Source organism: Sphingobacterium paludis (assembly GCF_004364125.1).
In the GTDB taxonomy this organism is placed as follows: Bacteria; Bacteroidota; Bacteroidia; order Sphingobacteriales; family Sphingobacteriaceae; genus Sphingobacterium; species Sphingobacterium paludis.
The window spans coordinates 125,429-149,881 of record NZ_SNZV01000001.1 but is presented as its reverse complement, the minus strand read 5'-3'; the positions used below and the strand labels follow the sequence as shown (position 1 = coordinate 149,881).

Annotated in this window: 19 protein-coding genes and 1 tRNA gene; 11 read left to right on the top strand and 9 right to left on the bottom strand. The window is 42.9% G+C overall.

What is annotated here, in order from left to right; translation table 11 throughout:
- The first annotated feature begins 365 nt into the window (after positions 1 to 365).
- Positions 366 to 2,555, top strand: coding sequence for an FUSC family protein (locus tag B0I21_RS00660; protein ID WP_133638423.1), 2,190 nt, complete (start codon positions 366 to 368; stop codon positions 2,553 to 2,555).
- Complete coding sequence (locus B0I21_RS00655; protein ID WP_133638422.1) at positions 2,548 to 3,519, top strand: YpdA family putative bacillithiol disulfide reductase; 972 nt, start codon at positions 2,548 to 2,550, stop codon at positions 3,517 to 3,519. The genes B0I21_RS00660 and B0I21_RS00655 overlap by 8 nt, the downstream gene beginning before the upstream one ends.
- On the opposite strand, the gene B0I21_RS00650 is transcribed toward B0I21_RS00655, so the two are convergent.
- Positions 3,488 to 4,126, bottom strand: a complete 639-nt coding sequence (locus tag B0I21_RS00650) for a TetR/AcrR family transcriptional regulator (RefSeq protein WP_133638421.1) — start codon at positions 4,124 to 4,126, stop codon at positions 3,488 to 3,490. The two genes, B0I21_RS00655 and B0I21_RS00650, sit on opposite strands and share 32 nt — an antisense overlap.
- Positions 4,127 to 4,226: 100 nt before the next feature.
- Here B0I21_RS00650 and murB point away from each other — a divergent pair, with 100 nt between their 5' ends.
- From murB to B0I21_RS00635, 3 genes are all read left to right on the top strand, one after another.
- Positions 4,227 to 5,243, top strand: a complete 1,017-nt coding sequence (gene murB, locus B0I21_RS00645; RefSeq protein WP_133638420.1) for a UDP-N-acetylmuramate dehydrogenase — start codon at positions 4,227 to 4,229, stop codon at positions 5,241 to 5,243.
- 264 nt (positions 5,244 to 5,507) lie between these two features.
- Positions 5,508 to 6,023: an RNA polymerase sigma factor gene (locus tag B0I21_RS00640; RefSeq protein WP_133638419.1), complete on the top strand. Its 516-nt coding sequence runs from the start codon at positions 5,508 to 5,510 to the stop codon at positions 6,021 to 6,023.
- Between the two features lie 23 nt (positions 6,024 to 6,046).
- Positions 6,047 to 6,280, top strand: coding sequence for a cytochrome b5 domain-containing protein (locus tag B0I21_RS00635; RefSeq protein ID WP_133638418.1), 234 nt, complete (start codon positions 6,047 to 6,049; stop codon positions 6,278 to 6,280).
- A 9-nt stretch (positions 6,281 to 6,289) separates the two neighbouring features.
- Here B0I21_RS00635 and B0I21_RS00630 read toward each other — a convergent pair whose 3' ends face one another.
- Positions 6,290 to 7,207, bottom strand: a complete 918-nt coding sequence (locus B0I21_RS00630; RefSeq protein WP_133638417.1) for a PfkB family carbohydrate kinase — start codon at positions 7,205 to 7,207, stop codon at positions 6,290 to 6,292.
- 600 nt (positions 7,208 to 7,807) lie between these two features.
- On the opposite strand from B0I21_RS00630, the gene B0I21_RS00625 reads away from it, so the two are divergent.
- Entirely contained in the window at positions 7,808 to 10,336 is a 2,529-nt protein-coding gene (locus B0I21_RS00625) for a tetratricopeptide repeat protein (RefSeq protein ID WP_133638416.1), read from the top strand.
- 83 nt (positions 10,337 to 10,419) lie between these two features.
- Here B0I21_RS00625 and B0I21_RS00620 read toward each other — a convergent pair.
- From B0I21_RS00620 to proS, 5 genes are all read right to left on the bottom strand, one after another.
- Positions 10,420 to 10,493, bottom strand: a tRNA-Asn gene (locus B0I21_RS00620).
- Between the two features lie 323 nt (positions 10,494 to 10,816).
- Entirely contained in the window at positions 10,817 to 11,314 is a 498-nt protein-coding gene (locus tag B0I21_RS00615) for a hypothetical protein (protein WP_133638415.1), read from the bottom strand.
- 465 nt (positions 11,315 to 11,779) lie between these two features.
- Positions 11,780 to 12,922 (bottom strand): cystathionine gamma-synthase, encoded by a 1,143-nt coding sequence (locus tag B0I21_RS00610; protein WP_133638414.1) that lies wholly within the window; start codon positions 12,920 to 12,922, stop codon positions 11,780 to 11,782.
- Between the two features lie 356 nt (positions 12,923 to 13,278).
- Positions 13,279 to 14,058: an NAD-dependent epimerase/dehydratase family protein gene (locus B0I21_RS00605; protein WP_133638413.1), complete on the bottom strand. Its 780-nt coding sequence runs from the start codon at positions 14,056 to 14,058 to the stop codon at positions 13,279 to 13,281.
- 44 nt (positions 14,059 to 14,102) lie between these two features.
- Positions 14,103 to 15,575: a proline--tRNA ligase gene (proS, locus tag B0I21_RS00600; protein ID WP_133638412.1), complete on the bottom strand. Its 1,473-nt coding sequence runs from the start codon at positions 15,573 to 15,575 to the stop codon at positions 14,103 to 14,105.
- 188 nt (positions 15,576 to 15,763) lie between these two features.
- Here proS and B0I21_RS00595 point away from each other — a divergent pair, with 188 nt between their 5' ends.
- Both B0I21_RS00595 and B0I21_RS00590 read left to right on the top strand, forming a co-directional pair.
- Positions 15,764 to 16,930: a hypothetical protein gene (locus tag B0I21_RS00595; protein WP_243835903.1), complete on the top strand. Its 1,167-nt coding sequence runs from the start codon at positions 15,764 to 15,766 to the stop codon at positions 16,928 to 16,930.
- A gap of 67 nt (positions 16,931 to 16,997) precedes the next feature.
- On the top strand, positions 16,998 to 18,551 hold the full coding sequence (locus tag B0I21_RS00590) for an OmpP1/FadL family transporter (protein WP_133638410.1): 1,554 nt from the start codon (positions 16,998 to 17,000) through the stop codon (positions 18,549 to 18,551).
- Positions 18,552 to 18,726: 175 nt separating this feature from the next.
- Here the strand turns inward: B0I21_RS00590 and B0I21_RS00585 are convergent, their stop codons facing one another.
- On the bottom strand, positions 18,727 to 20,097 hold the full coding sequence (locus tag B0I21_RS00585; protein WP_133638409.1) for an NfeD family protein: 1,371 nt from the start codon (positions 20,095 to 20,097) through the stop codon (positions 18,727 to 18,729).
- A gap of 412 nt (positions 20,098 to 20,509) precedes the next feature.
- On the opposite strand from B0I21_RS00585, the gene B0I21_RS00580 reads away from it, so the two are divergent.
- Positions 20,510 to 21,169, top strand: a complete 660-nt coding sequence (locus B0I21_RS00580) for a hypothetical protein (protein ID WP_133638408.1) — start codon at positions 20,510 to 20,512, stop codon at positions 21,167 to 21,169.
- Positions 21,170 to 21,812: 643 nt separating this feature from the next.
- Here B0I21_RS00580 and B0I21_RS00575 read toward each other — a convergent pair.
- Complete coding sequence (locus tag B0I21_RS00575) at positions 21,813 to 22,349, bottom strand: hypothetical protein (protein ID WP_133638407.1); 537 nt, start codon at positions 22,347 to 22,349, stop codon at positions 21,813 to 21,815.
- Positions 22,350 to 22,759: 410 nt separating this feature from the next.
- Between B0I21_RS00575 and B0I21_RS00570 the strand changes: the two genes are divergently transcribed.
- Both B0I21_RS00570 and B0I21_RS00565 read left to right on the top strand, forming a co-directional pair.
- Positions 22,760 to 23,512 carry a hypothetical protein gene (locus tag B0I21_RS00570; protein ID WP_133638406.1) on the top strand — a complete coding sequence of 251 codons (753 nt, stop codon included), beginning with the start codon at positions 22,760 to 22,762 and terminating at the stop codon, positions 23,510 to 23,512.
- 10 nt (positions 23,513 to 23,522) lie between these two features.
- Positions 23,523 to 24,434: a DPBB and LysM peptidoglycan-binding domain-containing protein gene (locus tag B0I21_RS00565; RefSeq protein ID WP_243835902.1), complete on the top strand. Its 912-nt coding sequence runs from the start codon at positions 23,523 to 23,525 to the stop codon at positions 24,432 to 24,434.
- Positions 24,435 to 24,453: the final 19 nt, after the last annotated feature.

The following is a 24,453-nucleotide window of genomic DNA, read 5'->3' as shown; positions in this document are numbered from 1 at the left end:
TTTTTACTGCAAAACAATTAGCATATCGACCTAATTATTGAAAATAATTCAAAACACAGCCATAAATTAGTTGATGTGCTATGCTAGGCAATAGAGAACTTGGATAACCTCCCTCGTTAAAACGTTCATCCCCGACCGTCGAATAGGCGACTATTTGCCTCGGAAAAATCTAAATATACGATCATATCCAGATATCTAACCAACATATCGCTAAAACTGTTTGCGTTATTTTCAGATCGTTGATACCCGCAGCATGCAAGGGTAGCTATTGAACGATTTACCATTGCATATATTTTCGAATTTATCTAAGTTTGAGCAGCGCGCGTACGATTCTCTGTAGCAGCATACATAATGACAGGCAATTCATGGAAAAAACCAAAGAAATAAGGAATTTCTTTTATGGACAGTACTTCTCCGAAGGCGTGAAGATCACGGTCGGCTGTATTGTCCCCGTCCTCGTTTCAGCATCGCTCGGCTATTTTAGCATCGGCACATTGATCTCACTCGGAGCCTTGTTGGTCGGATTGTCAGATACGCCAGGTGCGCCCTCCCACCGACGTTTGGGTATGCTTTCTACCGCGTTGCTCTGCATGCTAACATACGTGATCATTATACACGTCAATTTCTCCGTCGCGCTTACGACGATCGTGGTGGCTCTACTAAGCTTTTCATTCGCCATGCTTGCGGTGTTTAATGCCCGAGCAGCCACCGTAGGTTCTATGTGTACGCTTATGATGTTGTTTAATGTACATCATGAACTTGTGGACATGGAGAAGTGGATGTACCTCATCTATATCGCTATCGGAGGTTCTTGGTATATGTTGATTAGCATGTCTATCTTACAGATCAGGCCATACCGGGTTGCCCAGCAAGAGTTATCCGAATCGATCAGGCATGTGGCAGACTACATTCGGCTTAAAGCAAATTTCTACGATCCAAAAATTGACATCGATAAAAACTACCTCAAACTCATAGAAAAGCAGGTGGAAGTCCATAAGCACCAAGAGCTGGTTCGTGATATTTTATTTCAAAGTAAACGCTCTATTAAGGACACAACAAAGATCGGAAGATTCTTAACCTTGATATTTTCGGACATTGTAGATCTTTTCGAGCAGAGTATGACTACCCAATATGACTACAACGCGATAAAAACAACATACGGCCAGTATGGCGTATTGGTTCCGTTTAAGGATGTACTGGTCAAGCTTACACACGAAATGGACAACATGGCCTATGCCATCAATGCCAATCGAATGCCTAAGCCTATTTATAGCTTTGAATCCGATATTCATGACCTGCGCGATGAAGTGGAGAAGCTTGATAAGCTATCCATCAATACCATTCCGCTTAAAAAAATCATCATCAATATCCGCGGCATCGTCAAATATCTCGAAGATATCTACAGCTACAGCTCGACGAAGATATCGGATATTCCGCGCCAGGAAATAGACTCGGCGTCCCAATTTATTACCCGCGACCAAATCGACTGGAAGAAATTTAGGAATAACCTAAGTTTGGAATCTTCTGTTTTCAGACACGCGTTGCGTATGGCCTTAGTCCTGTCAGGCACCTATCTCACCCTCAGCCTGATTGATTTCAATCCCAATGGGATATACTGGACGTTGCTGACGATCATGGTCATCTTGAAACCTGGTTTTGGTCTCACGCAAGAGCGAAACCTGCAAAGGCTTATCGGCACCGTCGTGGGCGGTATTATTGGTGCTACCATCGTATTTACCATACATGATCCAGCTATACGCTTTGTATTGCTCATATTTTTCTTTCTGACAGCGTATAGCTTATTCCGGATAAACTACATTATCGCCGTTATGTTTATGACGCCGTATGTCTTAATCATGCTCAGCTTCAATGGCATGAATACGTTCGAGATGGCTAAAGAGCGGATATTCGACACCTTTTTAGGCGGCGTGATCGCATTTTTATCCAACTACCTTATTTTTCCGAACTGGGAAAGCACACAATTTCGTGGCAATATGCGCAGCCTCCTACTCGCCAACTACAATTATATCGCACAAGCCGTGCAAATTTTGGGCGGTGAGAACCTATCACGAACAGCCTACAAGCTTGCGCGTAAGGAGGTTTATATTGCTTCGGCCAATATGGGCTCCACGTTTCAACGCATGCTGACCGAGCCAAAGTGGCGACAGAAGTATACGAAAGAAGTAAACCGATTTGTTATTTTGAACCACATCTTTTCGTCCTATTCGGCCAATCTGTTAACGCAAGTGAATCAAGCCGATATATCAACGTTTAGCAAAGAGCACGTCAAGCTGCTCAAGCGTATTTTGAGCGATCTGGAGAAGGCTATTGTCTTGTTACCTTCGCCAGACGAGCTTCAGCATGATTTCAAAACAAACGAACATTTACCTACATTCCCCGAACCTACGGTAGATGAAGAGGAGCATCGTTTAATTACAGAACAATTACAGTTCTTGAGTAAAATTTCAGGAGATTTACACCGCGTAACGCAGGAACTTATCGCCCGCTCGGCAGCTATAGCGGAAGATGAAAAAATTAAAGCAATAAATGGATAACTTTTTTGATGTATTGATTATCGGAGCAGGACCTATCGGTATAGCCTGCGGCATCGAAGCACAGCGGGCGGGTCGCTCACACTTGATTATCGAGAAAGGCTGTTTGGTCAATTCCATCTATAACTATCCGACAAACATGACGTTTTTCTCCTCGTCCGAAAGACTGGAAATCGGCGATACACCTTTTGTAACAACATTGCCCAAACCGAAACGTGCAGAAGCGCTGGAATATTATCGGCGCGTCAATGACAAGTTCAAGTTGAACACGCACCTTTTCGAAGAAGTTATTGATGTAAAAAAGCTGGACAATGTTTTCCACGTCCAAACGAACAAAGACCGATACACGGCAAAGGCTGTGATTGTAGCGACTGGTTTTTATGATATCCCGATGCTCTTGAATATTCCGGGGGAAGAGCTGCCCAAAGTATCACATTACTACAACGACCCACACTACTATGCGCAGCAACACGTTCTCGTCGTCGGAGCAAGCAATTCATCGGTCGATGCGGCGTTGGAAACCTACCGAAAAGGCGCGAAGGTGACACTAGTGGTACGCGGAAAAGAGATCAGTCAACGCGTAAAATATTGGGTGAAACCCGATATTGAAAATAGGATCGCTTTTCAGGAGATCGACGTATTTTATGAGAGTGCACTGAAAGAGATTACAGAGACGGCTGTCAGGCTACAAACGCCAAAGGGCGAGGTGACGATCCAAAATGATTTTGTCTTGGCACTCACCGGCTACCAGCCCAACTTCGCCTTTTTAAAAGCGATCGGGGTTGCCATTCCAGACGAGTCACCTAGAATTCCAACCCATGACCCTGAATCGATGGAAACAAACATTCCGGGACTCTATCTGGCAGGGGTAGTTTGTGGCGGACTGAATACCCACCTTTGGTTTATTGAAAATTCAAGGGTTCACGCAGAAGTCATTATGAAACATCTTGCGGCATCGGGACGTTAGGTTTTAGTCCGCGCAAAAAGATGCTGATCATCTTCTTTTGCTTGGCTAGGATAAGCTCGAACTCGTCGGGCGTCGGAAACAAACAATTATTCAAGTCCTTACTCAAAATTCCGGTACGCATGCCCATCAGCGAGAACAACAAAAGCTCGGCAGTTTCGTCCAGGTCGTCTACGACAATTTCGCCATTTTTAACACCAATGGACAGAATGCGACTAAATTGATCACGTATACGATCGAAGAAAGGTCCCAAACTTTTACCAAGCTCTGCCGGATCCTGCATAAATAAAGAACTGGAATACTCAAAAAGGTTATAGTTCTCCCGCATCAATTCCATCCGGCTTTCAATAGCGAAGAGAATAGCTTTCTCCAGATTAGATGCCTTTGCCACAAACGCATCCACCTTGTTGATCATCTCATTGATAACATACTCTAAAACAGCCATGTACAGACTATTCTTATCGGGAAAGTAGTAATATAAGAGTGCCTTCGAGAAAGAGAGATCCTTTGCGATCTCGGCCATAGTTGTCTTGGCCATACCGAAATGGGCAAAGCGCTTTTTAGCGACTTCCAATATCTTGGCTCTTTTTATATCTACGTTTTTGGGCATGATAATTTATTCCTTTAATAATACTGTTTGTAGTATCTTTACTCCAAAATTATAAAGTTAATTCTTTTTTTGAATTTTTAAAAGAATTAGTCAGCACAAAATGGCAAACGAACTCCAACAGCATATTTCACTGAAAAAGCTCAACACCTTCGGGATTGACGCTACCTGCAAACAGTTTGTAAAAATAGAACAAGAAAGTCAGCTGGAAGTTCTTTATGATCAACAGATCTTCGCGAACCAATTCTTCGTACTTGGCGCCGGTAGTAATGTCCTTTTTACCAAAAATTATGAAGGAACTATTATTCATATGGCCAACAAAGGCATCAGTCATTTCATTGAAGGAAATTATATCTATATCACCGCCAAAGCCGGTGAAGTATGGAATGACTTTGTTTGGTATTGTATTAACCATGGTTTTCCAGGCGTCGAAAACATGGCTTTAATCCCGGGTACCGTTGGAGCCTCACCAATCCAGAATATTGGAGCCTACGGTACGGAGCTGATGCATGTTTTTTATTCCTGTCAAGCGTTCGACAGCCACAACGGGACATTTACCACATTTAACAAAGAGGATTGTAAATTCACCTACCGAGACAGCATCTTTAAAACAGAACATAAAGGTCGATTTATCATCACGTCTGTAACGTATAAACTGGGGCTACACACTGCAATCAACACGTCCTATGGAGCAATCAACGCGGAACTAGCGGCGCGCAACATTATGAACCCTACTATAAAAGATATTGCACAGGTCGTTTCTCACATTCGGGTGGAAAAATTACCTGATCCCTCTACCGTTGGAAACGCCGGCAGCTTTTTCAAAAACCCTATTATCAGCAAGGATCTTTTTAATCAACTTAAGCAGACTCATCCTACAATAGTATCCTTCCCTATCGATGAGCAGCAAACGAAAATAGCGGCCGGCTGGCTTATCGAAGCCTGCGGTTGGAAAGGGAAAGTCGTTGGCAATGTGGCCGTCTGGAAAAACCAGGCTTTGGTAATCACCAACACTGGCCAAGCAAGCGGTCTAGAAATATATACTATATCGTCTAAAATAATGAACGATGTGTATAAAAAATTTGGTATCAACTTAGAAAGGGAGGTAAATGTTTTATAAAAGTTTTCAACATTTGTTAACGAAAGCTGTTGATAAGCATTGTATATTCGAAATATATGATTCAGAATAACTTATCAAGAAACATTTATACCGCTACCTAACATTATCTTAACCTAATTTTCATTTAGACTTCATCTGGTCTAATTAGTTTAGCACGCCATTTGCATTATTCTTGGAAACCGTATTCATGCGAATGAATTACAAATCTTCAACGCTGGACGTGTAGTTCGTTAAGCAAATTAGGAACATTTAATCCAATCTAGTATGAACAAATTAGAATTCAACACTTTGGTTATTCAACAGGCTGATTCACTAAGGACGTATGCAAGAAATTTCACTAGAGATCAGGATGACGCAAATGATTTGGTACAAGACACGTTACTGAAAGCAGTAACGTACTTCAACAACTTCAAAGAGGGAACAAATTTAAAGGGATGGCTCTACACCATTATGAAAAATACCTTTATCAACAATTACCGCAGGGTGGTAAAAACAAACTCTTTTATTACAAAGGAAGAGGAAATCACCAACGCTAATCTCGTCGTTTCTGCAACAAGCAACCGCGGAGAAAACAAATTTGTTATGGAAGATATTAATTATGCCCTCTCTACCCTAACGGACGATTATTATATCCCGTTTACGATGTATTTCGAAGGGTATAAGTACCACGAAATATCAGACCACCTAAGCATTCCGATAGGAACAGTAAAAACAAGGATACATGTGGCGCGTAAAGCCATGAAAAGAACCTTGCATGCCTACAAATTTGGTGGCAACTAAAAGCCTATAGCATTCCTCGTACAATGGAATTACCATGTTACACCCGATCGCAGTTAGCGCTGCGAAACGGTCAGGATAAGCCCGACATCTGGGTTTCGTATAATGGGTTAATCTATGACGTAACGCGTAGTCGTCTGTGGAAGGACGGTAAACACTACGAACATTGGGCGGGACAAGATTTAACCGATGAACTTGCTGAGGCTCCACATGGCATATGGGTATTTGAGAAGTTTCTTTTAATCGGAAAACTGGTTTGAGATTAGCGACTATTCGCTAATCTCAAATTTCGCCAAAGCGATAAATTTCCGAATTCTATCTTGGATATCGTCTTGCGACAACTGTTGAAGCTTTTGCGTCCCAAATTCCTCCACGCAAAATGATGCTAACGCCGATCCGTAAATGATCGCATTTTTCATATTGTTGAAATTGATAGATTTTACCTTCGCCAAATAACCCACGAAGCCCCCCGCGAATGCGTCGCCAGCACCTGTCGGATCGAAAACGTCGGCTAATGGTAATGCAGGAGCCGAGAATACTTGCCCTTCTCCGAAAAGTAAGGCGCCATGCTCTCCCTTTTTGATGATTAAATATTTTGGACCCATTTGTAGGATTTTCGCTGCAGCTTTCACAAGCGAGTATTCTCCTGATAATTGGCGAGCCTCTGCATCATTAATCGTCAGCACGTCAATTTTCTTCAAGACCGCTTTCAAATCATCCAAAGCGACATCCATCCAAAAATTCATCGTATCCAACACCACCAACTTTGGTTGCTTTTTAAGACGCTCCAACGTCTGGATTTGCACCTGCGGGGTTAAATTACCTAGCAATAAATATTCGCAATCTTGATAGGAGGCGGGAATTTTAGGATCGAAATCAGCCAACACATTCAACTCCGTGATCAACGTATCCCGGCTGTTCATATCGTTATGGTATTTACCAGACCAGAAAAATGTTTTACCACCTTTCACAATTTCCACGCCCTCCACATCAATAGCATGTGATTTGAGGATCTCTATGTTTTCTCCAAAATCTTCACCGATAACACTGATCACTTTTACATGATCGTAAAGATACGAGGCTGCCAGACCAGCAAACGTTGCCGCACCGCCCACAATTTTATCCGTCTTTCCGAAAGGTGTTTCAAGCGCGTCAAACGCAACCGTACCAACTATTACTAAACTCATTTTTTAACTTTTTAGACAAAAAAAAACCGGCTTTTTCGCCAGTATAAATCAGCTCCTTGAAGCTGCTTCGAACCTTCAGCTCTTGATAAGCAGCCAGAGGCTATACACCTTGAGCCACTGGTAAATCTAACTGCCCTCTATTCAAACGATCGCTATAAATAACTATTGGCAAAGGCTTTAGGGACTATTTTTTTAATTTACGCAGGCAATATTAACGAATATTTTAGACTTTACAAAATCCGAACATTCGATATGCCATGCGATCAGGATAACTATCCTCCTCGTGAAAATAAAGTATGGATAACCTCAGAAAAAAGCAGGATGCTTACGTTTATCAAGTTGTAGCTACGAAACAAGAACATTTCGCAGCGGCGTAAATGACCGCGAGGGAAAGGCAACCGGTAAGCAGTGGAGAAAAAAGCTTAATTTTAACAAATTTTAACCCCAGATCGATTTAGAATGGCGCTGGCTTTGTAAGTCCCATTCATCTATTCTGATTGGATTTTTTTAGATTTGGAGTGTTATACGTTTAGGAATTGGTCTAGCACACCTATTCTTACTGCAAATGAACAATGGAAACGCTTAGATATACAGACGAAAATGATACGTAAACAGAGGATATGCGATAATTACCTGAAACCTTTATTGACGGGCAGCTTAGTAACACTACTGGTTACAGGATACGCGCAGGAAGGGGAAAAGCAGCAAGTGGAGAAGCGCCAATCTATCGAACGGCAGGAAGGGCGACCATCAGTTATGGATTCCATCGAAATAGTACGTGACTACCGCCCTATGCTGGCCGATGCCGCAAAAATACGCCGCAGTCCAGATATGAAAATTGACCGAGCGGCGCTAGAGGTCGAATTGCGCCAGATTGCAGCCGGCATGTATTTACAAAGGAACGAATTTAAAGAACCTTATCACAGTCCATTACCGCAAAGGTATCCCGACGCCCGACGTAATAATATCGACAACAACCGAATTGGCATCTTAGCCTATCGCGCTGGCGAATATGAAAGGGCAACTTCTATTTTAAAGAAGGTAGAGCCCGCAGATGCCTTTTATCAAAGTTCGATCATTGCGTTAGGCTACATGGCCATGAAAACAGGTGATAAACAGGGTGCGCGCAATGCATTTTACAAGGCTTCCAGAATGGATTTCGATGAGGAACTGAAAACAGATGCACTCTTCAACTACGCTAAAACCTTATATAGCCTGGACTCTGTTCAAGTGGCGTTGAAACCTCTTCAAGAATATCTCGCGTTGAAATATGCGGAACAAGATCGCGGTACAAAACGGGAAGAGACGACGGAAACACGGATGATCGAGGTTTTGTCGGGCAACAGCAATTTTCAGGCAGCCGTCTACCTATTGGAATCATTCAAGAGTAGGGATCAAAAAGCCGATAGGGTCTATCAAAAGATTACATACTACCGTGGAATGGAATTCTATAATGAGCGGGCCTTCGAAAACAGTATATCCATGTTCATGCGATCGGAGCAATTTCCGTTTGACGCGGAAATGGCAGCCTTGGCCACCTACTGGAAAGCCGAGGCCATGTACGAAGTGCGTAAGTATGGAGAGGCGGTGGACAACTTTTCCAGATTTCTTCGTTTGCCGGCCGCCCGAAACACCGATGTGTATAATTATGCAAACTATGCCCTGGCTTATGCAGCCTTTCGGATCAACAAATTTAGCGTGGCCGCGGAACATTTTGAACGCTTTTTGGCCACCGGGGAGGGGTCTTCGGACAAGAATGTTCGGTATGACGTCATCGCTCGTTTAGGAGATTCCTATCTATCCATGCGGAATTACGGACGAGCCAATGCGTACTATGACCAGCTGATCAGCAACAAAGCACCCAATCAGGACTATGCATTGTTCCAGCATGGCATTATTCAGGGCTTACAGGGTGACAACGAAGCCAAGCTTAACACCTTGAGGGCAGTGGTGGAAAAATTTCCTAGCTCGAACTATGCAGACGATGTGGCCTTTGAGATTCCGTATGTATATTTCACCAAAGGAGAGTATGATGCGGCTATCGACGGGCTTCAAAAAATGATCGAGAAATATCCGCGTAGCAGCTACGTTCCAAGGGCGTTGATGACTATCGGGCTTGTGCAGTACAATAAGGACGACACCGAAGCGGCTATGGCCACCTTCCAAAAGGTGGTGAAGGAATATGCAACAAGTAGCGAGGCTGCACAAGCGCTCCTTTCCATCGAAAATATTTACCTTGATCAAGGCGATGCAACGAGTTATATTCACTATGCGACCAGCAGTAACGTAACAGAGTTAAGTGTTGCGGAGCAGGATAACCTGGCGTTTCAAGTAGGTCGCACTTTGTTTTCCAGGGGGCAATATGGCCCGGCCGTGGAAGCGATCAATGCCTATTTTGATAAATTCCCTAAACCAAGACAGGAGAAGTATGCGCGCTATATCCGCGGGGTAAGTTTATACCACACCGGACATCCGCAAGAAGCCTTGCACGACTTAAACATGATCTTGAACGATTGGACAAGTCAGTATACGGAAAACACGTTATTAACGGTTGCTGCGCTATACCTAAACTTGAAGCAATACAACGAAGCAATCGTCCATCTCAAAAAACTAGAGCTAAATGCCAATTATAAAAAGAATTACGGCTACGCTGTAACAAACCTGATGATCTGTTATTTTGAAATTGGCGACTTTGAGCAGATGAACAATTATGTGAAACTGATCAAGAATTACGATCGGGCTTCTGAAGCGGAAATCGCTACGGCACATTTGTATAGTGCTAAGGCGCTACAGCAGGAAGGCAATAAGGAATCTGCGATGAAGGAGCTGAATTTAGCTGCGCTCAAAGGCCAGTCTGCGGCCAGTGCAGAAGCACGCTACCGTGTCGGCCGATTACAGTATGAGAACAAGGAGTATGACAAAGCGCAAAAATCAGCGTTTGATGTCATCGAAAATATGAGTACGCAGGATTATTGGGTAGCCAAGAGCTTCATTCTACTCGCAGATACCTACGCGCGCAAGGGCGATGTTCGGCAGGCCAAAAGCACCTTGGCCAGCATAATAGAGAATTACGAAGAGGATGACGATATCATACCTGCAGCAAAGGAAGCGCTAAAGAAACTAAAATAAGAAGCGGGGGTTAGTTTGGCCCCTGCTGTTCGATAAAAATAAAAAAAAGAAGGTGACCGTTTTGATCACCTTCTTTTTTTGGGCTCCTGAAGCTGGGCTCGAACCAGCGACCCTCTGATTAACAGTCAGATGCTCTAACCTGCTGAGCTATTCAGGAATAGCGACTTTGAAGTAGGCAGGATGCCTTTTTTCTAAAGTGATACAAAGATAAAACTTTGAACCGTATCTTCCAATAAAATTTTAAAAAAATAATGACCTGAAGCCCCATTTCCCGCTGTGCACTTCAATCCAAAAAGCCTATTGGCATCATCGTGTACACGATCCTACGCGCATAGTTAAAAAGAGAAAAGCATTAACTTGCCGATATACAGCTATTTGAAAAAAAAAGCAGCGTACCGACCATGCTGTGAACCATGAAGGAAAATAGAAACAACAATCGATATTATGGAAGATCAACGCATAAATAGGTCAAATAGGCGTTTACAGTTGTGTGATGCCAATGTCGCGTAGCATATACTTGAGGCGTTGGTTATGATTCAACATCTTTACAGGTTCGTTGCTTAATAGAATCAAAACGCCTGTGAAGATAAACGTTTGTTCACCCGAATAGCCGACGGACCAAGGCATTCCATCGGGGGCGGTATTCAAAGCCCCGCATAGCACATCGGATACGCCAGCGACCCACCATAGATCAGGATTGCTCAGAAAAATCACTTTCCCATTATTTGCATCTAAGAAATGATAGAGTGTTTTTGCAGTAAACGTATCGGCAGAGATAAGGTAGGGCTTGTTACTGTCTACAATAGATTTTTCTATTTCCGTATACACCCGATTGTAATCATCGGCGACACTACAGAAAAGATAGTTATGACGCATAAACGGAAATTTAAGTTTTGACAACGTATGTGAAATTTTCCATTCCAACGGTAGCGCATCAAATTCCTCCCGATATTGTTTAAGTCCTGTTTTTGCATTCATAAGTTTTATTCGATTGGGTCATCAAAGCCTTTGTTATAGGCTTCGAAAATCAAAACGAATATTACATCGCTTTCTATCTACCATGCTGACATAAATGCAAGATTTTGTCCTAGCACCGCATTCAGTCAGATTGTATTCGTCCCCGAATATAGAAAATAAGTATTACATTTTTGAAAATTTATCGAAATATATACACGATCATTTTGGCCTCCCTCGCGCTGTTTGAGCAAGACGTTTCACACAGGTTGATAGGTGAAATAACGGCGGTCATGGGTACAGAGAGGATAATTGTAAGCGGGCGCAGATTTGGTGAAACGTTAAATTTTGTTAAGGCCAACCTACGAACATACGGAATGCAGAAAGTCAGCGTTATAGTTGTAATTCATAATTTAGGTTAATAATTGGTTAGTAGTAAAAAATCCTGAAGCTCCCCGCTCCAGGATTTTTTTTGTTTTGCAGGGCATATCAATCGCCCAATACCTGATTTAAATCTTCGATTAAATCATCAACATCTTCAATACCTACTGAGATACGCAATAGATTATCAACGACACCTACCCTTTCTCGCGCCTCTTTTGGAATGGAACCGTGCGTCATCGTAGCGGGGTGGTTAATTAAGGATTCTACGCCACCGAGCGATTCCGCCAAGGTAAACACCTGGAAACGAGAAGCAATACGAAAGGTCTCTTTTAAGTCAGCGTCCTTCAACACAACAGAAATCATTCCGCCAAAGTCACGCATCTGTTTTTTGGCCACGTCATGTCCCGGATGGTCCGCAAAACCTGGCCAATAGATTTTTTCGATTTTGGGGTGCGTTTTCAAAAATTCGGCGATTTGCCGCGCATTTTCGCAATGCGCTTTCATACGCACGTGCAAGGTTTTCAATCCGCGCAAGGCTAAAAAAGCATCTTGTGGGCCCGGCGTGCCACCAACAGCATTATAGAAAAACCAGAGCTGCTTATAAAGCGCTTCATCATTCAAAATTAACGCACCCATAACCACGTCGGAATGGCCATTTAAGTATTTCGTAGCGGAATGCATAACCATATCCGCTCCAAGATCCAACGGGTTTTGGAGGTAGGGGGACGCAAATGTATTATCCACGACATACAAAACAGCATATTTTTTAGCAATTTTCCCGATAGCTTCGATGTCTGCCAACTTGAGTGTAGGATTAGTAGGTGTTTCCACCCAGATCAACTTCGTTTTATCCGTTACAGCGCTTTCTACTGCTTCTAGGTCAGAAGTGTCGACGAAAACAAATTTAATTCCGTATTGCGCATACACCTTGGTAAAAATGCGATATGAGCCCCCGTATAAATCGTCGCCCGTGAGCACTTCATCGCCAGGTTTTAAAAGACGCAGCACCGTGTCTGTCGCGGCCATCCCACTGGAAAAGGCAAGACCAAATTTTCCATTTTCCAGAGCAGCCAAGCAATCTTCTAAAGCTTTCCGTGTAGGATTTGTACCGCGAGAGTATTCATAGCCCTTGTGCTCTCCGGGCGATGCTTGTTTATAGGTGGACGTTTGGTAAATGGGAGTCATCACCGCACCCGTGGTAGGGTCTGCATGTTGTCCCGCATGTATAGCTTTCGTTGCAAATTTCATGTTGAAAATTTAAAATTAAAAAGTAAAAAGCAAAAAAATCAAAGCAGATATACGTTAAACGCATTCCAACCGTCACCTAGGGCTTTTGATTTTCTTCTTGGGTTAGCAAAAACGTAAAAGTATCCTTGCCTCGCCTCTATCAAATGTAGCCAAAGAAAGTCTTTTTTACAAGGTAGTAATGAACTGGACCTCATGCCTAATTTTGCGAAAAACGCCTCGAAGAATATCGTATGGATTAGCGATGAAATGTTACAGCAGTTTTTTGCACGGTGAAGACTTCAAGACCGGTAGCCCCTGGTAGAATATGCTAGCGTTTTGTTGGGAGTAAGCAAGGAAGAACAATTGATTTTCGGCAATCAAAAGTCCAATGGTGAAGGGTATTGAAACATATAGTTCAGTTCCTGACGAATCTTATCGCCCGACACAAACTTTTTAAAATTATCTTGATCTTCAAAAGCACGGGGAAGTCTAAAGTCATATTTCGCGGCGGAAGCCAAGATGACATCCCGCTTCGTGGGATGTTCTGGCGCCACGAGATTGTAACAGGATGAAGACAGGTTTTGGTCGAAACCCAGCACAATAAGCGTCAAAACATCATCTCGATGAATAAAATTAGCAAGCTGAGCGCCTGTATGGCAGACCTTGTCTTGAAAATACTTTGCAAAAATACGCTGCTCACCAAATAAGCCACCCAGCCTATAAACTATGGTGTTCGGCAGGGCCAGCATACAGCTTTCGGCAAAGCGAAGTTTATGCGCATCGGCACCTAGCGCACTCCGCTCCGTGTACCGGCCATCAATATCCGGATAGACGCCAATAGAGCTTAAAAACAATTGCTTACGATAGGCGATACTTGCTACTACTTTTCTTACGGAAGCAAAGCGCGCTTCCAATAGAGGCTGTTCCAATCGTTTTACTGCAGGAATACTATTTAAAATAAAATCGACTTCCTTAGGAAAGTGTGCTAAATCTACTTCCTCATCGAAATTGGCTAAAATAGCAGAAATACCAACAGCCAGTAAGCGTTGGTATTTCTCCGAATGGGTTGTTGTGGCGTAAACGTGGTGGCCCTGTTGCACAAGCGTTTCTGCCAAGGCTTCCCCGATCCATCCACAACCTAAAATTAAAAATCTCAACAGGTTTCTCCCTTCTTCGTCATTTTTGTCAGACTTTTGAGAGTTTAGTATGCCTTCGCAAAAAGTACTTTTTGAGCTGATGGCTTGCCCGTAAACACACATAGGCCTTCCTCTTGCTTCGCATCCAACGGAATACAGCGAATCGTCGCTTTTGTTTCTTCCTTGACACGCTTCTCCGTCTCTAAAGTTCCATCCCAATGGCAAGATATAAAACCACCTTTATTTTCGAGCACCTGTTTAAATTCTTCATAAGAGCTTACTTCGGTAATATGCGAATCACGGAAAGACAAAGCCTTTTGATAGATATTTTCCTGGATGATCGCTAGTGTATTTTCGATATTGACCGCCAAGCCTTCTTGCGATACGGTCTCTTTCGTCTGCGTATCGCGTCGTGCCAACTCCACGGTTCCATTCTGCAGATCCCGACTACCTACTGCGATACGTAAGGGCACGCCCTTTAACTCCCATTCTGCAAATTTGAATCCAGGACGTTGCGTATCACGGTCATCATATTTAAACGATATATCCATACCCTTCAATTCAGCCGTCAATGCATCCACAAATTGGTCAATGTTCGCTTTCTCTTCTTCCGTCTTATAGATAGGAACGATAACCACTTGAATCGGCGCTAGCTTCGGTGGCAAAACAAGACCTTGATCATCCGAATGAGCCATGATCAGGGCCCCCATTAGCCGGGTTGACACTCCCCAAGAAGTAGCCCAAACATGTTCAAGCTTACCTTCTTTGGACGTAAATTTCACATCAAAAGCCTTTGCAAAATTTTGACCCAAAAAGTGTGATGTTCCGGCCTGTAGTGCTTTACCATCTTGCATCAAAGCTTCAATACAATAGGTATCTAAAGCGCCCGCAAACCGCTCGTTTTCCGTCTTCCGACCACGAATAACAGGTACTGCGAGAATTTTTTCCGCAAACTCCGCATAAACCTCGAGCATGCGCTCTGCCTCTTCCACCGCTTCTTCTCGGGTTGCGTGGGCAGTATGGCCTTCCTGCCACAAGAATTCTGCGGTACGCAAAAACAACCGTGTACGCATCTCCCAACGAACTACGTTTGCCCATTGGTTGACTAATATCGGTAAATCACGGTAGGATTCTACCCATCCTTTATAGGTATTCCAGATAATCGTTTCCGACGTCGGACGAACAATAAGCTCCTCCTCTAATTTTGCATCTTCATCAACCACAATGTTGCCGCTGCCGTCATTCTTTAATCGGTAGTGGGTCACTACAGCACATTCTGTAGCAAAACCTTCCACATGCGCTGCCTCTTTGGAAAAAAATGATTTAGGGATAAATAGCGGAAAATAAGCATTGGTATGTCCGGTTTCTTTAAATCTTTTGTCAAGAATGGCTTGCATGCGTTCCCAAATCCCATATCCATACGGCTTAATAACCATACAACCGCGTACAGCAGAGTTTTCTGCCAAATCGGCCTTTATCACTAAGTCATTGTACCATTGCGAATAATCCTCACTACGGCTTGTTATTCCTTTTCCCATGTATACTTTTAAATTTCTCTATAACAATATGTGTATTTTCCTCGTTACTAAATGTAAATGTGAAACTTTAGTGAGCACTGAAGTTTTATTTATATTTTTGATGACAGGATTAAACCCTCCTCGAAAATACGCGTCTAAGATAGTAATAAAGACTGTATTTACCGAAAGTTTTAATAGTAGTGGATATCATGAAAAAAAATAGATTATTAATCGGAAGTTTGGCACTAGCGTCTGTTGTTGCGCTCGGCGCGTGCTCAACGAGTAGGCAAGTTGCTTACAAAGACGATATGTATAATAATCAATCCAAGGCTCAACGAGATTACCAAAGCCCGGATTATTATTACACAGATGGACAGGAAGTCCAGGACGAGTATGTGCAAAACGAACATTACACGGATGACTACGCTGATGAGGAGTATGTGGAAGGGTATGAATACGATGAAGGGCTTGAATATGCAAACCGCATCAATCGTTTCTACTATGCAGGTCCAGGCATGGGCTACTATGACCCCTGGTTTGATCCATGGTTCGGTTATTCCGGCATGGGCATGGGCTTTGGCTTTTCCAACTGGGGTTGGGGCGGTCGCTGGTCAATGGGATTTGGCTGGGGCGGCGGCTGGGGCTGGGGCTCTCCTTGGAATATGGGCTGGGGCTGGGGTTCTCCTTGGGGCTTCGGAAATGCCTGGGGTTACAACGCTTGGGGACATCCATTCTACGGACATAATCACAACTACCTCGGTGGCAATCGTTACCGCGTAAGGCCTACGGGATCTTCGGTACGCACGGCCTCTCGTTCAGTTTATAATTCTCGCGTAGGGACTTCCCGCGTAAGGGGGTCATCTTCTATCGTTCGTGATGGAAGCGGCAGAATCCTGACTGGACGTGCTGCCCGCGCCGCAGGCGGCACGCGTTCTGGAGACGGCACGCGTGTTAGCGGAACCGGAAGAACGCGCGCTAACGGAAACGTGTCACGGGGCGGATCATCTCGCTCTACCATTGGTGTAACAAATGGTAGCCGCGTTGGGACAGCGCGTGCAACACGAGGCGGATCGACAGTTGGAACAGTAGGCTCCTCCAGAGCTACATCCAGACCTACAGTGGGCACTCGTGCTGGCTCAAGTCGTGGTTCGGCAGTCGGTAATACCTCCAGATCTACGACGAGACCATCAGCAACGAGAAGTAGCGGCTCATCAAGAAGCTCCGGATCATACACACCATCGCGAAGCTCTTCAGGCAGTTCGATGTCTCGGGGTGGAACGTCACGAAGTTCAGGCGGATCAATGTCTAGCGGCGGTGGCGCAAGAAGCTCAGGCGGCGGCGGAGGTGCTCGATCTGGCGGCGGAAGAACAAGATAATAGCTTTATCAATAGCCAATATGAACTTCTTATATTGGCTATTTTTTTATGACATCAATAGCGGAATATGACTATAAAAAATATACTTTTCACTTCTTTATTTGTAACATCTTTGGGTTCCTTTACCCAAGCACAAACGGTACAAGATGCACTTAACTTATCGCAGGAATTCAATAAAGGAACAGCTCGCTTTAAAGGGCTTGGAAATGCCAACACGGCTTTAGGAGGCGATATCAGTTCGATCACGGGTAACCCCGCTGGACTAGGCTTTTTCGGCCAGTCCGACATATCCGTGACAGCATCCTATAACAATGCGCGGAATCAGGGTACATTTTTTGGCACAAATGCCACGCGCAACAAAGGGCGATTCAACATCGACAACGCCGGTGTGGTGTTTCACTTCCCAAAAAATGAGGGCTATCAAGGTTGGCAAAACTTTAACGTAGGTTTCAACTACGAAAACACAAACAACTTTAACAACCACGTACTATTCGAAGGGGTAAACCCCGACAACACGATCGTGAGCGCTTACTCAGACAATATCCAGAACTTTGGCATGAGCGGCTTAGCGACGGGTCTTCAAGGATTAAAGTTGATTGACCGTTTCGCCGATGCCCAAGACGGCTACTTTCCTATAACCAATGAAACGGGGAATAAAGACCAGATCAGCGATGTATTGAGCAGTGGCTTTAGCTCACGAAGCGCAGTGGCTTTTGGCGGAAATTACAACAATAAGTTTTATATCGGTGGTACCATCGGGTTTACGGCATTTCGTAACGAAATATCTGATCAATTTTCAGAGTTTGGATGGACAAAAACAGCCGACAATGTTCGCCCAGATAATCCAGATTCCCAATTCTTGGACCCTACACACGAGAACTTCCGATATCTGGATAAGAACTATGAGATGCTGGACAACCGCTATCAAGTTTCAGAAGGCTCTGGCTTCGATTTTAAGATAGGTGCTATTTACAAACCCGCGGTAGATTGGAACATTGGTGCCACGATTACCTCGCCCACTTGGTATACGGTGGATACCTACACGGAAAACGACATTAGTGTCAATTATTTTCAAGACGAGAATGCGACGACAGCGTTCGCCAACCCTCGTTTTCAACTCGCACCCTACGAGAATAGCTATCGCCAAATTACGCCTTGGAAATTTGGTTTAGGTGTGTCTAAGTTTTTCAGTCGCGGTTTAATCACGGCGGATGCGGAGTATGTAGATTACAGTACGATAAAGAGAAGAACGGTGGGCTATCGCGATGCTAGTTTGGAAGCGGATTGGGATGCTGATGTAAAAGACGCGTACCAAAGCGTGGTCAACCTTCGTGTCGGTGGTGAATTCTTATTTACCAACATCATCAGTGGACGTGCCGGTTTTAATTACTTAGGAAACCCCTACCGCGACGCGGATAACACGCAATACAGCGGGAGCTTGGGTTTAGGTTTCAAATTAAGCAATACCCTTTATCTTGATGTCGCGGCAGTACACTTTGTAAATGATTATAAGGTACGGCCATATACCATCGCGGAAGAGTTTTGGAATACAGCAAGCCCGGTAGCCGATATCAAACACCGCCGTACGACTGGAGTTTTGACGTTTGGTGCGAAGTTTTAAATCTTGATTGCCAAACGGGAAACAAGCATGCTAACTTAGACAACGGCGTAAATAGTAGTCTACATACACAAAAGCAGCAATCATTTAACAAATGGTTGCTGCTTTTTCGTTTTATAAATACCTTACTATAGTTCGTTCATTTCGTCTGAGCCATATGTGTACGAGGGAATAAAGCCTAGGTGGTTTTTGTCTCGTTGCTGTCTCGCTTAGCACTCAGCTTTCTTACAAAAAGGCTGTAGTTCTCATGCTTCTCCACGTACACCTCCTCCCCTACATCAATAAACCCATCAAGTGCTACAGCATCATACCACACACCGTTGATCTCTATTTTACCAGATGGACGCAGCACGGTGCGCGCCACTCCATTTTGCAACAGCAAATTTGCCTTTTGCTGCGACGAGGTATAACCTTGATTGGATTGTTGTTCGTCCTCTAGCACCAATACACGGAAAGCGGGTGAACGAAGGATATTACGGCCAAAGATCACCATGATCACGACGGTTAAGACCATGGCTCCCGTAACGATTAGGAACGAGTTAACCAACAGACCAGGCTGTGTCAATTTAAAATCCAGAAAATCGTTGTCCACCATAGAAAAAGCTAATCCGCAAAGCACGAATATAATCCCGAGGATACCGGCCACCCCAAATCCCGGAATGACGAAGACTTCCAATGCTAACAGTATAACGCCTAAAATAAAAATAGCGATCTCCCAGTTGTCGGCCAATCCTTGCATATACAGGGGCGCAAAAAACAGTGCACCGCAAACGATGGCTACAACGAGTGCAAAGCCAATACCCGGGGTTTGCAGTTCAAAATAAATACCACCGATAATGCCCAAAATCAAAATTCCGCTGACAAGCGGGTTGATTAAAAAGCCGATTAACTGATCGACGACGGTCACTTGATGTTGCACCACGTCAGCAGCCTTGATCTCCGCCAGTTGATAGAGATCGCTTAAGTTAGCTACCTCGGCTTTGACAAGCCCCGCCTTAACAGCTTCTGAAGCTGTTAAGGTTAATAATTTACCGTCGGGCTTCAGCTCCGGAATGGAGACTTCCGCATCGACAAAGGCTTCAGCAATCTTCGGATTACGGCCTTTCGCCTCGGCAGTCGCCCGCATCAAGCCACGCATGTACGATTGATATTTCTCGGGCATAATTTCGCCGTTTTCGTTTACCACACTCGCGGCCCCCAAACTGCCCCCTTTGTGCATGTATATATCATCTGCAGCGAGGGAGATCAGCGCTCCTGCTGATGCAGCATTGTTATTCACATAAACGACGGTCTTCATATCGGCATTTAGCAGCTTGGATCGAATAGAATCCGCAAAATTTACCGCGCCCCCAAATGTGTTGAGCTCAATCAAAAACGTGGATGCACCTACAGCCTTGGCCTCCTTGTAGCCTATATCAATCGTTCGCCATGCGTTCGGACCAATTTCATCCTTGATATCAACCTTGTACACTTTCTGTGCAATCGTGGGATGAAGGAAGGCAAAAAACGTCAGCAAAAAAGCTAATATGGTTTTTGTAATTTTGTTCATATATGGATCTTACTAATTGTCGATATTTCTGTAATGACTAAATATACAATATTTTTTGTTCATTTTGGATTATGACGGTCTGTCACCCTTACTTCTCACCTAGTTTTACCGTTGACTGTCCCGGAAGCATCAAACAAGCATCTAACGTCGGGTTTTGAAATGTTTAGCGTTTGGTGTAATGCCTTAATAAGCACAAGTGTGGATGATGTTATACCGTACAACTTTTGCACGACAAAACCAGTGTCTATTTTCCGATTGGCAATAATGGACAAAAAGCCTCCAATTCGGGTTTCACAGCTTAGCAGAAAGATCGTTGATTAATGGTTGATAATGAATCGAATTATTTTAGGCTGTTTTTGATTGTATAGGTATTGTACCAAAATGCTTATTTTCGAATAATTAATCACTGATTATGGAAGAAAAGGAAAACAAACATCACTACCTAAATATGTTCTTATGGGGTTTACTTATAATTTTAGTTATATGTACGGCGGTACATTTGTTAAATGTTTGGGTATTTCCCGATAGCGAAAAGTTTGACCCTGAAATTTGGGGTACAGTTAGTGACTGGATGATGATATTTGTAACACTTTCAACCGCTGTTTTCCTTTATGTAACTTTACAAAGCCAAAAAGATGTGCAACGCGACCAAAACAAAATATTTAAAATGGAGGAATTTAAATACTTAAGGTCAATTAAGCCATCCCTATCTATTCATAGTTCCCACCGACATTCTTGGAATGGCAACACACTAAACGGATTGGAAATTTTTATAGACATTAATTGTGACCCAAGTTGTCAAATTAAGTATTCAATTAAAACTAGTGCGTCTGAAATAATTTCCGAAATGAAGGAATATAGACTAGTCAGAACTTATGACATTACAATTTTCCTTCCCCTATCCTCTAAAAGGGAAACCATTGAAAAGGTTTTATACGAATTCAATTTTAAAGATGTAGACGGTAACGAGTATTGCCGTTCTGTTGAAGAAGAATTCTCACCTAATTCTCGCAATGGGTACGACAAGAAAATAACCAATCAGCTCGATAAGCTTGTTAACATTGTTTACTAACTTATTTCGACATCTTGCAAGCTTTGACCAAAAAAAGGTAAACAGCATACTTGGATTAATATTGAGGATAAGCTTAGATTTAAGTGCTCCTGAACGACATTCTTTGAATCGTCTCAATTTAGGTGTCATCCAACTTCCAAGCATTTATAATTATAAAATGAATGGATTAACGGTTTTGTATGAAACAATGAATGACGAAAAACCATCAAAATAAAGATGAGATTTATTTTCTCTTCTTGCTAAGAACTCAAATCGTCAACTCACACACACAACTGATAATCAGCACCTGAAAACACGTTGTCCAATGCTTTCCATGCATAAATAAATAATGTTTGAAACATGTAAAAAAAAGGCTGCAAGAGTTCTGTGCTGTTCGCTATTCGCTTTTAGCGTACTACGGCTATAGGTAGCCTTAAAAACGAATCAATAATTAAAAGAGATGGTTTGGCGAATTTCGATTTTGTCACTATGTGCGATAATTTTTAATACAAAAAAGCTCTCGAATTAATGAAAGCTTTTTTAAAAGAGACTGTTCAGATTTTTGTCCTGTCCCGAAAGACTGTTCAGAGTATTATCCTGTCTCCTATACTACAAATATATAAAACACGTATATATATAACAAATATTTTTTAAAGTATTTAAACTATAGGTGGTCGATCTCGCTGAACGTCTTTCTCCTAAAGTGTTCTAAAATGCTATTTGCACCATCTAATGTAATTATATATTGACCGTCCTGTACTTTAAAATCATCTACGCACATTGCAGTATAGACTGTGATTTCGTATTTGTGGTCATCCGTGTAAAAAAAGGCTATAACCACGTTTAGTATGCCATCTACTGTATTCTTCTTCAACACCAGCCGCGGACAACTTCTACCCCCTACTTTATTAAGAAATGAAAATCCAGGCACATAGAAAGAATAGTGTAAAATGTGAGTTAACGATTCGATAATGAGCCCTTGAATAATCAGGGGCTCGATACCTTTTCGCTCGCCCCCATTATCATCACCAAATTGGTATCTGTTCCAAAAGTGTTTATCAAACCATATTTCGATATGCGTTTCCAGCGTTTTGTCAAGAATCTTTCTTGCATTTTTAGATCCTTTGTTAGCTATATATTGTTCCGTATCGATAATAACTTCTCCTACTTTTTGATTGGATATCCGCGGTCGTTTCCCCATAAGTGTTTTTCCCAAATATACTACAACATCAAGAAAATTTATATTGATAATGTAGGAAATAAGCCACATATATCGTCGACATTTGCCGCCCGATAATCAAGTAAAATTTGCTTAAGTTCCACTAAAAATAACAAATTCCGGTACTCCTAACCAACCTAGCGGATTACCCAACATGGTCGTCGATTGGACTGATATTACATCAAATTCACAGGTTCGGCTGCATTACCAATAGTTTACAAAGTCTATACTAGTGCACTACACCACATTACTACAGGATAGTCCTTGCATTCTTAATTCACTTACATTTCGTAATTTTAGCTGCGGTAACTTGGACGGTGAATTTATTAAACACTAGACCTATTATTATTTGTTATGCGCGAAAAGAAAACTATTGTTGAAAGGCGTTTAAAATGGATAATTCAGAATATACAATATATAAAGCGTTTGAGAAAAAGTTTCCGTATCACATATGGAAAATAGTGCTTGATGAGGACAAAAAGCAGATCGCAGTAGAACTGCGCGATATGCAAAGTACGCAAGCATACGTATGCGTTTTGGATTTTAACGGACAAATTTTACTCGATGACAGCCCACTCGATGATAAGGAATGGACCTTGGATGCTATCAGACACGAAACACTTGTCCTTAAAAAAGTTGGCGATTCGTTACCGATTAAAGAGGGTATCTGGTTGCTGGATCTACACGGTGAAACGCGTTATTTATCGCATCAGTATACCTGGCTAGATACATTTTCGGGTCATGTAAAAGTAAGACATAGAAGTATACAAAGCAGCTTCGAAGAATTTATCGACATCCAGACGGGTAAAATAGTACATGCGCAGAATGTCGATGAAGGAGGCCGAAGCACCATCAAAATACCAATACCTTTTGTCGGAAAACTACCCGATCACGTACAACACATCGAACATACCGACTATGTATGGCTAAGCCGATCCGGCGACAAACTACTTTGGACATACCATAAAAAACAGGGCGACCTTTATCAGTTAAACCTTTGTGTTACCGATGCATCTAAGCTACTTTACGAGCAAACGCTCTTGCAAGACATGCAGAAAATGATTCCTCAACCCTATTTTCAGTTAGGAAATCAAATATTCTTAATGTCATATAATAAACAAGAAATTGTTTCGTATTTAGTATAATTGCATCCGTATGATAAAAACAATAGGTTTCTCCACTTGCATAAAGTTGGGTATGATAGGTGTTCTATGTTCACCTTTTTTATTAACAGCCAAACCGGCTTTTACATCATCCAGTCCCCTGATCAACCTGAACGCTCCAGACTCCGTGGGTTCGGAGATCGTGAATGGTCAGCTCGTCATCATCCATCAAGTGGAGTCGAAAGACACCTACTATGCGCTGGGGCGCCGCTATGGGGCGCCGGTAAATGCGATCATGGCTGCGAACAATAAGAAATCGTTGAAGCCCGGCGACACCGTGAAGGTTCCGACCGGGAGAACAGCTGCACCCCAAGTGATGCAGCCCCACCGCCCCGTAGCATCCGCGCAAACCGATGAGCAGGAAGTACTCACCGAATATAAAGTGGGCAAGAGTGAAACGTTGTTTGCCATTTCGAAGCGTTTCAATACAACGGTAGCCGACATTAAAAAGATGAACAATTTGTCATCAGACGCTGTAAAAGAGGGGCAGTTGCTGAAAATTCCGAATTCCGACTATCAAGAACCACTGCCTGAAATTGTTATCGATCCGATAGTGGATACGCCGAGCCTTGCAGAGCAGCATGCTGTAGACCTAGGATTCGAAGCTAACCGTTATGGCATTCGGGAGAAGCAGGAAAAAGGTATAGGCGTGTGGATGGAAAACTTGGAAACCGATGGCAAAAGCAACCTCGCGCTCCACAAAACCGCTCCCATAGGCACCATCTTGAAAATCACCAACCCGATGACCAAAAATGTTACCTATGCCAAAGTAGTCGGAAAGTTTACCGATAACGCTGATACACAAGGCGCTATTGTCATTCTCTCGAAGTCTGCCGCAAGTTATATCGGCGCATTAGATAGAAGATTTTTGATAGAAATTGCATATGGTGTACCTTTGCAATAATTTTAGATAAATAGTGCAT